The sequence below is a fragment of the Aminobacter sp. Y103A genome, assembly GCF_030294925.1.
Classification (GTDB): Bacteria; Pseudomonadota; Alphaproteobacteria; order Rhizobiales; family Rhizobiaceae; genus Aminobacter; species Aminobacter ciceronei.
This window is the reverse complement of sequence record NZ_AP017986.1, coordinates 2,030,594-2,044,554: the sequence shown is the minus strand read 5'-3', so window position 1 is coordinate 2,044,554 and position 13,961 is coordinate 2,030,594. Positions and strand designations below refer to the sequence as shown.

Here is a 13,961-nt window from a genome sequence, read left to right as displayed (position 1 = left end):
ATCTCAAGAGGTTCATCCGGGCAGCGCGTCATGTCTTCCTGCAGCGTGCCCTGCGCGCGCCCCAGGCGGGGCAATGCAGGCCTGTTCCTACTTCTTGACGGCGTTGGTGGTGGCGGCGTCCTTCTTGGCCGGATCGGCCTCGTCAGCCGCCTTCTCGTCCTCGACGACCTTGCGCTGGAAGGCGCGCCAGCGGGCGACGTTTTCGTTGTGCTCGTCCAGCGTCTCGGCAAAGACGTGGCCACCCGACCCGTCGGCGACGAAATAGAGGTCCTTGGTCTTCGAGGGATTGGCTACCGCCTCCAGCGAGGCCTTGCCCGGATTGGCGATCGGCGTCGGCGGCAGACCCTTGATGGTGTAGGTGTTGTAGGGCGTCGGCTTGTCGATGTCGGAGCGATAGATCGGCCGGTCGGCCGGCTTCCCCTTGCCGCCGAAGATGCCGTAGATGATCGTCGGGTCGGACTGCAGCCGCATGCCCTTGTTGAGGCGGTTGATGAACACCGCCGCCACGCGCGAACGCTCGTCGCCGCGTGCCGTTTCCTTCTCGACGATCGAGGCCAGCGTCACGAACTCGTTGATGTCGGCGAGCGGCAGGTCAGGCGAGCGCCGGGCCCAGATGGTCTCGACCAGTTCCTTCTGGTCGGCCAGCATCTTGTTGACGATCTGCTGCCTGGTCAGGCCGCGGGTGAAGCGCTGGGTGTCGGCGGCAAGCGTGCCTTCGGCCGGCATCTCGGTCGGCATGTCACCGCTCAGCGCTTCCTGCTCGGCAATGCGTTTCCACGCCTGCTCGACGGTCAGTCCTTCCGGAATGGTCAGCGAATATTGCACCGACTTGCCGCTCTTCAGGAGCTCCATGATGTCGTGCATCGACGCACCGGCCTGGATCTCGTATTCGCCTGCCTTGAGCGAGCCGTCATTGCCATAGGCGCGCACGCCCATGCGGAAGATGCGGGCGTCGCTGATCAGGCCGCGCCGCTCGAGCTGGTCGGCGATGTCGGCCACGCCGGTGGCAGGCTTGACCAGGAAGGTCGCCGGCACCGTCGAGGGGCCCGCGCCGCCAAATTCCTGCTTGCCGAAATAGAGGGCGGCACCGCTGGCGAGGATCACCAGCACCGCCGTCGACATCATGAAATTGAGGAACACGACGACCTGGTTGCGCGAGGCGCGCGACCGCTTGGACGGCGGCGGCGTGCCGGCTTCCGGCCGCAGCGCTTCCTGCGCGGTCTTTGGAACGATCGGATTGGCCGAAACCGGATTGGCCGGCGCGGCGCGTGGTGCGCCCTCTCCCTGCCCTGGCGTATTGATGCTCATCTTGCCTCGCCTTTGCGTCGAATCCCCGCCGGGAGACTAGGCTTGAATGTGGCAAAAATCACGGCAAAGGGCCCGCGAGGGGCCCCTTCCCACAACCTATCAGCCGTTGAAGCGCTGGAACACCAGCGAGGCGTTGGTGCCGCCGAAGCCGAAGGAGTTCGACAGGGCGACGTCGACCTGCCGCTTGCGCGGCGTGTTTGGCACCAGATCGATGGCCGTCTCGCGCTCCGGATTGTCGAGATTGATCGTCGCCGGCACGATGTTGTCGCGGATGGCAAGGATCGAGAAGATCGCTTCGGCCGCACCGGCAGCACCCAAGAGGTGGCCGATCGACGATTTGGTCGACGACATCGACACCTTGGAGGCGGCGTTGCCGACGAGACGCTCGACGGCGCCGAGTTCGATCGTATCGGCCATGGTCGAGGTGCCATGGGCGTTGATGTAGTCGATGTCGGCTGGCGTCAGATTGGCGCGCTTGAGGGCGGCACTCATGCAGCGGAAGGCGCCGTCGCCATCCTCGGCGGGGGCCGTGATGTGATGGGCATCGCCGGTCAGGCCGTAGCCGACCACTTCGGCGTAGATCTTCGCGCCGCGCGCCTTGGCATGTTCGAGCTCTTCGAGCACGACGACACCGGCCCCCTCGCCCATGACGAAGCCGTCACGGTCGCGGTCATAGGGGCGCGAAGCCTTTTCGGGATCGTCGTTGCGATCGGTGGAGAGCGCCTTGCAGGCGGCAAAGCCGGCCAGCGACAGCCGTGTCACCGGCGCTTCGGCGCCACCGGCCACCATCACGTCGGCATCGCCGAACATGATCAGGCGGGCGGCATCGCCGATGGCGTGCGCGCCGGTCGAGCAGGCGGTGACCACGGCATGGTTCGGGCCCTTGAGCCCGTGCCGGATCGACACCTGGCCGGAGACCAGATTGATGATCTGGCCCGGAATGAAGAAGGGGCTGATGCGGCGCGGGCCGCGCTCCTTGAGGATCAGGGCATTTTCGGCGATGCCGTCAATGCCGCCGATGCCCGAGCCGATCATGACGCCGGTCGAATTCTGTTCGTCCGGCGTCTTTGGCGTCCAACCCGAATCCTTCAATGCCTCGTCGGCGGCCGCGATCCCGTAGAGGATGAAGTCGCCGATCTTGCGCAGTTCCTTGGGTTCAAGGACCGCCTCGGGATTGAAGCTGTTGTTGGAGCCGTCGCCGCGAGGGATGACATTGGCGATCTTGCAGGCGAGGTCGTCGACCTCGAACTCCGTGATCCGACGGGCTGCGCTGCGGCCGGAAAGAAGCTCTTTCCAGCCGTGCTCGTAGCCCATGCCGAACGGTGAAAGCAGGCCAAGGCCTGTGACGACCACACGCCTCATCGCAGGCATCCCTGACAATTCGCGATCGCTCAGGCCGAAGCCTTGTCGATGTACTTCACGGCGTCGCCAACGGTGAGGATGGTCTCGGCCGCGTCGTCGGGGATCTCGACGCCGAATTCTTCTTCGAAAGCCATGACGAGCTCGACCGTGTCGAGGCTGTCCGCGCCCAGATCGTCGATGAAGCTCGCAGCTTCCGTCACCTTGTCGGCGTCGACGCCAAGATGTTCGATGACGATCTTCTTGACGCGCTCTGCGGTGTCACTCATGTGGGCATCCTCAGTCTGGTGTTGTTAGGTCTTCGTTAGCGGGCGGATTGCCGCTAATCAAGCTGTAATCTACGCTTTCCCAAGCGCTCGGGCGGCGGTCGGGTTTCGTCCTGGCCACCTGATGGAGCGCGGCAATACACGAAAAATTCACCGCGTCCAAGGCAAAAGGGCCGGTTATCCCGGCCAATCGGCCAATCAGATCCCAATCAGATCCCAAATCAAATCATTGCCATGCCGCCATTGACGTGGATCGTCTGGCCGGTGACATAGGCCGCCTCGTCGGAAGCGAGATAGGCGACCGCCGAGGCAACTTCCTTGCCGGTGCCCATGCGCTTGGCCGGAATCGCCGCCATGATCGCCTCTTTCTGCTTGTCGTTGAGCTTCTCGGTCATCGCCGATTCGATGAAGCCCGGGGCGACGCAGTTGACGGTGATGTTGCGGGTGGCGATCTCCTGGGCCAGCGACTTGGAGAAGCCGATCATGCCGGCCTTGGAGGCGCAGTAGTTGGTCTGGCCCGGATTGCCGGTGACGCCGACGACCGAGGTGATGTTGATGATGCGGCCATGGCGGCGGCGCATCATCGGATGCGTCAGCTCGCGCGTCAGGCGGAACATCGCCGTCAGGTTGATCTCGATGACCTGGTCCCAGTCGGCGTCCGACATGCGCACGAACAGGCCGTCCTTGGTGATGCCGGCATTGTTGACCAGGATGTCGACGCCTTCGAGTTCGGCCTCGGCCTTCTGGCCCAGCGCCTTGACCTCGTCGCGGTCGGCGAGATTGGCCGGGAACAGCTTGACCCGGTCGCCGAGTTCGCCGGCGAGCGCCTCGAGCTTGTCGATGCGGGTGCCGTGCAGGCCGACGATGGCGCCCTGGCTGTGCAGGATGCGGGCGATTTCTTCGCCGATGCCGCCGGATGCACCGGTGACGAGTGCCTTGCGGCCGGTCAGATCGAGCATTTTGCTACCTTCCTTGAAGAGCGCACCCTTCACACGGGTGGGGTCGTTTGAATCGTTCAGGCGAGCGCGGCAATCGCCGCCTCGACATCGGCCGGCGTGTTGACGGCTGACGTCGCGATCTCCTTGTTGATGCGGCGGGCGAGGCCCGACAGCACCTTGCCGGCGCCCACTTCATAAAGCGTGGTGACGCCGTTGTTGCCGAACCACTCGACGGTCTCGGCCCAGCGGACACGACCGGTGACCTGCTCGACGAGGCGGGCGGCGATCTCTTCCGGATCGGTGATCGGCTGGACGGTGACATTGGCAACGACCGGCACGACCGGCACGTTCTTCTTCACCCCGGCCAGCGCTTCGCGCATCTTCTCGGCAGCGGGTGCCATCAGCGCCGAATGGAAGGGGGCGGAGACCTGCAGCATCAGCGCGCGCTTGGCGCCCTTGGCGGTGCAAAGGGCCGCGGCACGCTCGACCGCTGCCTTCTCGCCCGAAATGACCAGCTGGCCGCCGCCATTGTCATTGGCGATCTGGCAGACCGAGCCCTGTGCTGCCTCGGCACAGGCGGCGTCGACGTCGCCCTGCTCGAGGCCGATGATCGCAGCCATCGCGCCCTGCCCTGCCGGCACCGCTGCCTGCATGGCGTTGCCGCGGATGCGCAGCAGGCGGGCTGCGTCGGCGACCGAGACGAAACCGGCGGCGGCAAGGGCCGAATATTCGCCGAGCGAGTGGCCGGCGACGTAGGACACCTTGTCCCTGAGCGACAGGCCGCGGGCTTCCAGCGCCCGGAACGCCGCCATCGACACCGCCATCAGCGCCGGCTGGGCGTTGGCGGTCAAGGTCAACGTCTCCTCTGGTCCCTCCCAGATCAGCTTCGACAGCTTTTCACCGAGCGCGTCGTCGACTTCCTCGAAGACGCGGCGCGCTTCCGGAAAGGCATCGGCCAGTTCCTTGCCCATGCCGACGGCCTGGCTGCCCTGCCCCGGAAAAGTGAATGCAACGGCCATGTTGGTCTCCTGGCTACTTGCCGCATCGACCCGAACCGGAATCGGTTTTTCGGGCTTCGGCGGGCAGACATATCACGAGGTGCTGCGCCGGACGTCGTTGGAACCGGCGGCGCGCCATATCGTTGTGCCTCTGGCGCAATGGATACCGTCAAGTCAAGCCTTGAGGGCTTTGGCACCCCTCCGGGGCAAATAATCACAGAGAATTAATGCGAAAAACGTTTTGTTTGCCCCATCCTTCTCAATTTTGCCATATGCGCTAGGTTTTCGATGACAGTTTCGTGACGGTTGCGTGACGCCGCTGTCCAGCGTTCGAGGAAGTTGAGTTGGCAAAGCTGTTCGCGACAGGCAAAACGGTCGCCCGCGACGAGGAAAACGAGGCTGAAGCACTCAGCCGGCGTGCCTATGCGCTCGGCGTGCTGCGCTCGGTGATGATCACGCTCGCCGTCTCGGCGGTGCTGGTCTTCGCCATCGAATTCGTCGCCCGCGGTTCCTTCGTCGACACGCTCAATTTCTTCCAGCAGCCGTTCAAGCCGAGCTGGACCACGGTGGCGCTGTTTGCACTGCTGATCATCGGTTTCGACGCGCTGCTCGGCCGGCCCTATAACGGCCTTCTGGTCGTGGCACCCGTGGCGCTGGCGCTGGCCTTTGTCGGCCACCAGAAGTCGCTCTATCTCGGCGATCCGCTCTACCCGACCGATTTCCTCTATATCAGGCAGATCGTCGAACTGATGCCGCTTTTGGTGCGCGAGCGGCCGCTCGCCGGCATCGGCATTGCGGCCGGCCTCATCGGCGGCATCTCGCTGCTGGTGCTTGCCTGGCGTTACTGGCGCCGCCGCATGCCGGCGCTGTCGTTCTGGGCGCGCATGTCGCGCCTGGCGATCGCCATTCCGGCGCTGGCCTTCTTCGTCTCGATCATGGACTACGCCACCTTCTCGTGGACGCGCGACCGCCTGCAGATCATCCCGATGATGTGGGACCAGAAGGAAAACTACGCCTCCAACGGCTTTGCCATCGCCTTTGCGCTCAACGTGCCGATGGCCAAGGTCAAGGCGCCGCAGGGCTATTCCGACAAGGCCATCGACGCCATCGCGGCACCGTCGCAGGCAGCCGCCGTGCTGCCCGAGGAAAAGCCCGACGTCATCATCGTGATGAGCGAATCCTTCTGGGATCCGACGCGGCTGCCCGGTGTTTCGATCACGCCGGATCCGATCCAGAACGTGCGCGCCGCGCAGTCCGGCCACGTCTTCTCGCCCGAGTTCGGCGGCATGACCGCCAATGTCGAGTTCGAGGCGCTGACCGGCTTCTCCAACGCCTTCCTGCCGGCCGGCTCGATCCCCTACCAGCAATATGTCCGCGCGCCGGTGCCTTCGCTTGCCACCTTCTTCAAGAGCGAAGGCTACGACACCAAGGCCATCCATCCCTTCGGCAGCTGGTTCTGGAACCGCTCGTTTGTCTACAAGGACTTCGGCTTCGATACATTTCTGTCGGAAGAGAACCTGCCGCCACTGGAAAAGCGCGGGCCTCTGGTCTCCGACGCCGCGCTGACCGAAGAGATCATCCGCCAGGCCGACGCCACCGACCACCCCTTCTTCTTCTTTGCCGTCTCGCTGCAGAGCCACGGCCCCTATGAACCGAACCGCTACAGCGACACCACCCACAAGGTCGATGCGCCGACCTCGCAGTGGACGCGCGATTCGATCCTGACCTATGCCGAGGGTGCCTCCGACGCCGACCGCGGCCTGAAGCGGCTGATGGACTGGGCCAGCAAGCGTGAACGCCCGACGGTCATTGCCTTCTTCGGCGACCACCTGCCGCCGCTCGGCCCCGTCTATGTCGAGACCGGTTTCATGAAAGAGCCGGTCGCCAAGCGCAAGGCGCCGCTCGACGAGATGCTGGTGCAGCACGAGACGCCCTTGGTGGTGTGGTCGAACCGCACCGGTGCTGCGCGCGACATCGGCTCGATCAGCCCGGCCTTCCTGCCGCTGCACGTGCTCGAGACCGCCGGCATCAGCCACCCCTACTACACCGGCTTCCTTGGCGACCTGCATGACCGCTACCGCGTCGTCGACCGCAACATGCTGATGCCGCGACAGGGCCAATCGGTGTTCGACTGGTCGCGCCAGAAGGAACTCGACCCGGCGATCCGCGATTTCCGCTGGCTGCAATATGACATGATGTTCGGCAAGCGCCGCGGCGCCAAGGGCTTCTTCCCCGAGACCGTCGACAAGGTCGTCGCCAACCGCACGCGCTCGCCGCTGTTCGTCCGGGACGAGGCATTCAGCTGAGCCAAAACCGGCTTGAAAAGGCCGGTTTCTCATCCCGGAAGCCTTCGGCTGAGCATCGAAATCGGGCGCAAAAAGCCCGCTTTCTCATCCCGAAAGCCTTCGGCTGAACATCGAAATCGGGCGCAAAAAGCCCGATTTCTCTTCCCGGAAGCCTTCGGCTGAACGTCGAAATCGGGCGCAAAAGCCCGATATCTCTTCCCGGAAGCCTTCGGCTGAACGTCGAAATCGGGCGCAAAAAGCCCGATTTCTCTTCCCGGAAGCCTTCGGCTGAACGTCGAAATCGGGCGCAAAAGCCCGATATCTCTTCCCGGAAGCCTTCGGCTGAACGTCGAAATCGGGCGCAAAAAGCCCGATTTCTCAGGGAATCTCGGCCTCCCCCCTTGCCTTGTATCGCCTGAGCATATAGACGCCCGCCATCTGCCGGTCCCAGCTGGGGGCTGAACGGAGGGCCGGAGGCTTTCTTGAAAGCCGCCGTGTGAAGCGAAAACGCTTCCGCCTCCCGTGTCTCCGCTCTCGACCGTCTCGTCGTGCACCTTTCTTCTCCCGAGGTGGCCAATGGCCCTCGAAGGATCAGGGAAGTCGCAGAGGCTCTAGCCGCCGGGACCGGAAGATGGAAACGAAGAAAGGCAAAAACTATGGCTCTTTATGAACATGTGTTTCTTGCCCGCCAGGACCTCTCGCAGCAGCAGGTCGATGCACTTGTCGAACACTACAAGGGCATCATCACTGCAGCTGGCGGATCGGTTGGCCGGGTCGAGAACTGGGGACTGAAGTCCCTCACCTACCGCATCAACAAGAACCGCAAGGCGTATTACACGCTGATGGACATCACCGCGCCGTCGGCTGCCGTCAAGGAAGTCGAGCGTCAGCAGGGCCTGTCCGAAGACGTCCTGCGCTTCATGACCGTCAAGGTCGAGGCGCATGAAGAAGGCGTCTCCGCCATGATGCAGAAGCGCGAAGAGCGCTCCGAGCGTGGCGAACGCGGTGGCTTCGGCGACCGTCCGCAGCGCAGCTTCGGCGATCGCGGCGACCGTGGTCCGCGCAGCTTCGGCGACCGCGATGGCGGTGGTGATCGTGGCCCGCGCCGTCCGCGCGAAGGTGTTGAAGGGGGTGCAGAATAATGGTCGACATCAACCAGATCCCGACCCGTCGTCCTTTCCACCGTCGTCGCAAGACTTGCCCGTTCTCCGGCGCCAACGCTCCGAAGATCGACTACAAGGACGTGCGTCTGCTGCAGCGCTACATTTCCGAGCGCGGCAAGATCGTTCCTTCGCGCATCACCGCCGTCAGCCAGAAGAAGCAGCGTGAACTCGCCCAGGCGATCAAGCGCGCCCGCTTCCTCGGCCTGCTGCCCTACGTGGTGAAGTGATATCGGTTCCGGCCCGGCGGCATTCGCCCCGGGCCGGACCATTCCCTGCCGCGACGGGCGCGGTCGGGTGAACCTTCAAATCCCGGGTTGGATTTCTAAGGGAAATCCTAACTGCCGCGACAGGCAGGACAGCGAAACCGGCGGCAACGCCCTCATTGCTTCCTTGCCCGTTGAATTTTTCCGCTGCCTTTGCAGCCAACGAAAGGACAAGGACAATGGACGTCATTCTCCTCGAACGCATTTCCCGCCTCGGCCAGATGGGCGACACCGTCAAGGTCAAGGACGGCTTTGCCCGTAACTTCCTGCTGCCCAAGGGCAAGGCGCTCCGTGCCAACGAAGCCAACAAGAAGAAGTTCGAAGGCCAGCGCGCCCAGCTCGAAGCCCGCAACCTCGAGCGCAAGTCGGAAGCCCAGCAGGTCGCCGACAAGCTCGACGGCAAGTCGTTCATCATCGTGCGTTCGGCTGGTGAAACCGGCCAGCTCTACGGTTCGGTCTCGACCCGCGACATCGCCGATCTGCTGATCGCCGAAGGCTTCACGGTTGCCCGCAACCAGGTCGAGCTCAACCAGCCGATCAAGACCATCGGCCTGACCAATGTCGCCATCGCGCTGCACGCCGAAGTCGAAGTCACCATCACGCTGAACATCGCACGCACGGCCGATGAAGCCGAGCGTCAGTCGAAGGGCGAGACGCTGACCACCGCCGAAGCCATCTATGGCGACGACATCAACGAAAACGCCCGTCCGGACAGCTTCTTTGATCCGAACGAGGACGGCGAAGGCGACGAGGGCTGATCCAGCCTTCTGTCCCGATCCAAGTTTACCGGCCGGTCTTCCGGCCAGTTTTCTGGACCAAGCCCGGATGGCAACATCCGGGCTTTTTTTGTGCCAGGCGTGGAACTTGGCAGCGTCGCTCCTATTTTGAGGAAAGGACTACACGACTGACCTTTTCGCGAGCACGCCATGAATATGCTGTTGCAACGCATCGTCGGGAAGCTTGTGCGTACCGGCAATCTGACAGTCACCGGCCCCAACGGACGATCGCACCGTTTCGGCGATGATACGGGCGACCCTGTCCACCTCCTGATCAAGACGCGGCGTGCCGAAAACGCCATCACGCTCGACCCGATGCTGGCTTTGCCCGAGGCCTATATGGACGGCGATGTCGACATCGTCGGCGGCGACGTGCTCGGGCTGATGCGGGTGGTATTCCAGAACCTCGGCAATGGCAGCATCGACACTGCCTGGACCAAGGCGCTGGACAATCTCCGGCTCGCCTTCCGCCGCTTCCAGCAGGTCAACACCACAGCCCGCGCCAAGCGCAACGTCCAGCGCCACTACGACCTGTCGGGCGATCTCTACCGGCTCTTCCTCGACACCGACATGCAATATTCCTGCGCCTATTTCGCCGATCCCGACATGACGCTGGAAGAAGCCCAGATCGCCAAGAAGGCGCATATCGCAGCCAAGATGCGGCTGAGGCCGGGCCAGTCCGTGCTCGACATCGGTTCCGGCTGGGGCGGGCTCGGGCTCTACCTCGCCCGCACCTTCGAGGCCCAGGTGCTCGGCGTGACCTTGTCGACCGAGCAGCATGCGGTTGCCACCGAGCGCGCCCAGGCCGAGGGGCTGGAAAGCCGGGTCCATTTCGAAATCAGGGACTACCGCGACCTCGTCGAGCGTTTCGACCGCATCGTCTCGGTCGGCATGTTCGAGCATGTCGGCGTCAACCACTACCGCACCTTCTTCGACAATGTCGCCAAGCGGCTGAAACCAGACGGCGTCATGGTGCTGCATTCGATCGGCCGCGCCGGCCCGCCGGCCTCGACAAGCGCCTTCATCCGCAAGCACATCTTCCCCGGCGGCTACATTCCGGCGCTGTCGGAAGTGCTGCCGGCAATCGAAAAGGCCGGCCTGATGGTCACCGACGTCGAGATTCTCAGGCTGCATTATGCCGAGACGCTGCGGCACTGGAGCCTGCGTTTCCAGGCCAACCGAGACAAGGCCAAGGCGATCTATGACGAGCGCTTCTGCCGGATGTGGGAGTTCTATCTCGCGGCGTCCGAGGCTGCCTTCCGCTGGCAGGACCTGATGGTGTTCCAGATCCAGCTCAGCCACCGCAACGACACGCTGCCGCTGACCCGCGACTATATCGGCAAATGCGAAAAGGCGCTGGCCATGCACGAGATGGGGCACCGGCAGGCGAGGCTCGCCGCCGAGGACAAACCTGCCGCCCAGCCTGCAGCCAGGGCTCAACCTGCCGCCAAGGCCGAAGCCGCCCAGGCCGAAGCTGGAAAGACTGAAGCTGGAAAGATCGGCCGCCGCAGGAAGGTTGCCGACAAGGAATAGCATGGCAACCACGCCTGGCCCTTGCGCCTCATGCGTCTGCCATAGGAAAAAGCCCGTCTCGCCATGAGCCGGGCTTTTTTCATGCCCCCAGGGTTTCCTCGATGACCTATGCCATCTACGTCCTGGCAGCCCCTGCTTTTCCTTCTGGGCCTGGTGGCGGCTCGACAAGTCGGCGCTGTGGCTGATCCCCGGCGTCGCCGCGCTCATCGCCTTCGGCTGGCTGCTGGCCCTGGTCGATGCCGACGCCGCCGGCCGCACTTACGCCGCTTATGGCGGCATCTACATCGCAGCGTCGCTGGCCTGGCTTTGGCTCGCCGAAGGCATCCGCCCCGACCGCTGGGACATGATCGGCGCCGCCATCTGCATCCTCGGCGCCTCGGTCATCCTGCTTGCGCCGCGCGGGGCCTAGCTGACCTCCGGCCAAACCGCGCGCGGCCTCGTCACCATTTGACCTGCAGGCCGATATTGCCTTCGAAGCTGCGGCTGCGCTCGCCGCCCAGATTGAAGCTGTAATCGGCGACCGCAAAGGCGCTGACCTTGTCGGTGAAGGCATGGCTGATGCCGGCGCCGAGCTCGAGCCGGGTGCCGCCGGTTTCAACCCGGATCGCGTCGCTGTCGAAATAGGTGACGTCCTCGCCGTCGAAGCCGTGCCAGAGATTGGCCTTGAGATAGGGCTTGAGCTGGCCCGAGGCGGTGTCGAACGTGCCCTCGAGGCGCGCGCCGATGCGGCCGGTGACGCCGCGCCCCTCGTCGAAGCGCACGCCCGACAAGGTGTCGTCGGCGTCATCCAGGGACACATCCTGCCAGAAGATCTGGGCCTGCGGCTCGAGCATCCAGCTTGCGGTCAAAGCGATCGGCGCCCCCGCCTCCAGCGAGGCGGTCACCACGCGGCCGTCGGCATCGATGGCGATGGCGCGGTCGGAGCCTGCATCGCCGCCGAGCCAGCTTCCCATCAGCACGGCATCGACATACCAGCCGCCCGCACCGACATGGGTAAAGTAGCCGCCGACGCTGTAGGCATCGAGGTCGAGCTTGCCGGCGGCCAGATCGGCCTGGCCCTGCACCGCACCGCGGATATCGGCGTTGAGGCTGGCATAACCGAGGAACAGGCCGGCGGCGTGACGCGCGCCCGCTTCGGTCTCGCCGCGCCAGAGATCGAGGCCGGCCTGGATGCCGAGCGTCGTGCTGTCGGCCGACGGCGACACCGTGCCGGCCCAGTCCTGGCTGGAGCTTGAGCCGAACACCCGTCCCCATCCGACCGAAAGATCATCGCCGCCGGCAAGGAAACCCTGCTCGCCGCGGCGCTCGTGGAAGGTGCCGAGCGTCGCCAGCGCGACGTCGCGGGCCATTGGCGGCATCACGGAATAATCAGCCGTCTCGGGCCGGATCAGCGGGATGCCGGGCTCGCTCGGGTCGACCGGGTTGACCAGTTCGGAGCGCAGATACCAGTTCTCGCCCAGCCCCGCGGCATCGCCCCGGAACAGCAGATATTCGTAGGCGCCATAAGCCACCGGGCTCGCCAGCGTGAAGGCGCCGGCATCGGTGGTGCCGCCCGAGGTCGTTTCGACGACCAGGATGCCGTCGGCATCGGTCTGCTCGCCGGTGCCGCCGAGATTGACGATGATGATGCCGGTCGAGCCGCTGGCGTTGCCGCCCTCGATCACCAGCCGGTCGGACGGCGCGCCGTCACCTGAAACAACCGTGTCGAGCCTGATGTAACCGCCGGCGCCGATGTAGTTGCCGACGACGGTGAAGCTGTCCGTGGCACTTGCCGCACCATTGGTCAGGTCGACGGTGCCGGCATTGGTCAGCATCACCGCATTGCCTCCGGTGAAGGCGCGAGCGGCGGCATTGACGCCGGCCCCGGCGCGCAGCGTGCTCGACGCGTCGATGCTCAGGCTGCCGGTGTTGGACTGGCCATCGCCCAGCACCAGATCGCCGTCGAGCGTGAATTGGGAGCCTTGCGTCAGATTGACGGTTTCCCAGCTGACGTAGCGGGCGACCGAGGTCGAACCGGTGCCCTCGAAGGTCAGCGTGTCGATACTGGCGCTGGTTCCGCCGTCGATGAGCTGGCCGGCGGCAAAACTGGCCTCCGTCAGGCCGCGCAGCAAGGCCGTGTCCTGCCCGGTGCCCATCGTGACATTGCCGCCGATGCTGCCGCCGCCGAGCCAGCGGAAAATGTTGTTGCCGTTGCCGAGATTGATGAACGTGCCGACAGCGGCGGTTCCGGAGATCTCAAGCAGGTCGTTGCCTTGCACCGCGACAATCGAGGTGTCGACGCTGCCGCCCGACATCCGCATCTCGTTGTTGGCCTGCTCGAGATTGACGTTGCCGATGCGCCCGCCGGTCATGGTCACGAAGTCGCCGGCGAAGAATTCACCGATGATGTGGCCGCCGCTGATCGTCGCCGTATCGAGGGCACTGCCCTGGTTGAGCGATCCGACCACGCCGCCTGACATGACGAAGTCGTCGATACCGCCGCTCTGGTTGACCGCGCCATTGATCACCCCTGAATGGATGGTGACGACATCGCGGAAATTGCCGAAGACGACGTCGCCGTTGATCGTGCCGGTGCCGCCAGCAGGCATCGTCAGCGCATTGGTGCCGTCCGTGTCAGTGAGCCCGGCGCTGGCGCCGCTGTCGCAGACATAGACGCTGTTGCCGGCCGTCGGCGTCAGGTCGCAGGCGGCGAAACCGGCCTCGGTCGAGGCCAACACAACCATGGCGGTGGAAGCCAGCCAGACCAGTCGGGCCGGTGCCGGGCGAAGAACGTGCATGTTGCCTCCTCAAGCAGACGAGGCCCGCGCCCGCAGCAGCGCAGAATTGGCCCCTGACAGCCCTCGGACATATGCTTCGCCATGTGCCGCATCGCGATGAACAAGCCCTCGGGATGGCAAGGATCAGCGCATGTCTGAATAAAATCAACAGCCGATGTATACGAACGACCCTGGAATTATGCTGAGCAGCTTCTTGGTAAACAAAACTGCTTGAGGAATATTCCTGTTTTGTTCCTTCCGATTTCCGGCTACGATTGCGCCGATTCGCGGACCGGTTTCCGCTGCCGGCGGCTGT

The 13,961-nt window shown here is 64.3% G+C and carries 10 protein-coding genes and 2 pseudogenes; 6 read left to right on the top strand and 6 right to left on the bottom strand.

The genetic code is table 11. The features are described 5' to 3' along the window. Window positions 1-87 precede the first annotated feature (87 nt). From mltG to fabD, 5 genes are all read right to left on the bottom strand, one after another. The gene (gene mltG / locus Amn_RS09855; protein ID WP_067964073.1) at window positions 88-1,308 is read right to left on the bottom strand and encodes an endolytic transglycosylase MltG; all 1,221 of its coding nucleotides are present in this window, start codon (window positions 1,306-1,308) and stop codon (window positions 88-90) included. 99 nt (window positions 1,309-1,407) lie between these two features. Further along, a complete protein-coding gene (gene fabF, locus Amn_RS09850) occupies window positions 1,408-2,670 on the bottom strand; it encodes a beta-ketoacyl-ACP synthase II (RefSeq protein WP_192317676.1) in 1,263 nt (420 codons plus the stop codon). A 29-nt stretch (window positions 2,671-2,699) separates the two neighbouring features. Beyond that, window positions 2,700-2,936, bottom strand: coding sequence for an acyl carrier protein (locus Amn_RS09845; RefSeq protein WP_055978681.1), 237 nt, complete (start codon window positions 2,934-2,936; stop codon window positions 2,700-2,702). 218 nt (window positions 2,937-3,154) lie between these two features. Continuing rightward, window positions 3,155-3,892 carry a 3-oxoacyl-[acyl-carrier-protein] reductase gene (gene fabG / locus Amn_RS09840; protein ID WP_286296623.1) on the bottom strand — a complete coding sequence of 246 codons (738 nt, stop codon included), beginning with the start codon at window positions 3,890-3,892 and terminating at the stop codon, window positions 3,155-3,157. A 56-nt stretch (window positions 3,893-3,948) separates the two neighbouring features. Further along, on the bottom strand, window positions 3,949-4,890 hold the full coding sequence (fabD, locus tag Amn_RS09835) for an ACP S-malonyltransferase (RefSeq protein ID WP_286296620.1): 942 nt from the start codon (window positions 4,888-4,890) through the stop codon (window positions 3,949-3,951). 428 nt (window positions 4,891-5,318) lie between these two features. Here fabD and Amn_RS09830 point away from each other — a divergent pair, with 428 nt between their 5' ends. The 6 genes and pseudogenes from Amn_RS09830 to Amn_RS09805 all read left to right on the top strand — a co-directional run. Next, entirely contained in the window at window positions 5,319-7,175 is a 1,857-nt protein-coding gene (locus Amn_RS09830) for an LTA synthase family protein (protein WP_083948781.1), read from the top strand. Window positions 7,176-7,810: 635 nt separating this feature from the next. Then, complete coding sequence (gene rpsF, locus Amn_RS09825) at window positions 7,811-8,296, top strand: 30S ribosomal protein S6 (protein WP_067964080.1); 486 nt, start codon at window positions 7,811-7,813, stop codon at window positions 8,294-8,296. Further along, window positions 8,296-8,544 carry a 30S ribosomal protein S18 gene (gene rpsR, locus Amn_RS09820; protein WP_018427106.1) on the top strand — a complete coding sequence of 83 codons (249 nt, stop codon included), beginning with the start codon at window positions 8,296-8,298 and terminating at the stop codon, window positions 8,542-8,544. The genes rpsF and rpsR overlap by 1 nt, the downstream gene beginning before the upstream one ends. Before the next feature lie 215 nt (window positions 8,545-8,759). Then, entirely contained in the window at window positions 8,760-9,338 is a 579-nt protein-coding gene (gene rplI / locus Amn_RS09815; RefSeq protein ID WP_067964082.1) for a 50S ribosomal protein L9, read from the top strand. 168 nt (window positions 9,339-9,506) lie between these two features. Further along, a pseudogene (locus Amn_RS09810) lies at window positions 9,507-10,715 on the top strand (cyclopropane fatty acid synthase); the annotation flags it as partial. A 307-nt stretch (window positions 10,716-11,022) separates the two neighbouring features. Next, window positions 11,023-11,298, top strand: a pseudogene (locus Amn_RS09805) (YnfA family protein); the annotation flags it as partial. Window positions 11,299-11,329: 31 nt separating this feature from the next. Here the strand turns inward: Amn_RS09805 and Amn_RS09800 are convergent. Beyond that, window positions 11,330-13,666: an autotransporter family protein gene (locus tag Amn_RS09800; RefSeq protein ID WP_286296603.1), complete on the bottom strand. Its 2,337-nt coding sequence runs from the start codon at window positions 13,664-13,666 to the stop codon at window positions 11,330-11,332. Window positions 13,667-13,961 lie beyond the last annotated feature (295 nt).

Bases quoted from the DNA above. Each gene is read 5' to 3' on its own strand.
- fabG (WP_286296623.1), bottom strand. From the start codon at position 3,892: ATGCTCGATCTGACCGGCCGCAAGGCACTCGTCACCGGTGCATCCGGC.
- Amn_RS09845 (WP_055978681.1), bottom strand. From the start codon at position 2,936: ATGAGTGACACCGCAGAGCGCGTCAAGAAGATCGTCATCGAACATCTT.
- rplI (WP_067964082.1), top strand. From the start codon at position 8,760: ATGGACGTCATTCTCCTCGAACGCATTTCCCGCCTCGGCCAGATGGGC.
- fabD (WP_286296620.1), bottom strand. From the start codon at position 4,890: ATGGCCGTTGCATTCACTTTTCCGGGGCAGGGCAGCCAGGCCGTCGGC.
- fabF (WP_192317676.1), bottom strand. From the start codon at position 2,670: ATGAGGCGTGTGGTCGTCACAGGCCTTGGCCTGCTTTCACCGTTCGGC.
- Amn_RS09800 (WP_286296603.1), bottom strand. From the start codon at position 13,666: ATGCACGTTCTTCGCCCGGCACCGGCCCGACTGGTCTGGCTGGCTTCC.
- mltG (WP_067964073.1), bottom strand. From the start codon at position 1,308: ATGAGCATCAATACGCCAGGGCAGGGAGAGGGCGCACCACGCGCCGCG.
- rpsR (WP_018427106.1), top strand. From the start codon at position 8,296: ATGGTCGACATCAACCAGATCCCGACCCGTCGTCCTTTCCACCGTCGT.
- rpsF (WP_067964080.1), top strand. From the start codon at position 7,811: ATGGCTCTTTATGAACATGTGTTTCTTGCCCGCCAGGACCTCTCGCAG.
- Amn_RS09830 (WP_083948781.1), top strand. From the start codon at position 5,319: ATGATCACGCTCGCCGTCTCGGCGGTGCTGGTCTTCGCCATCGAATTC.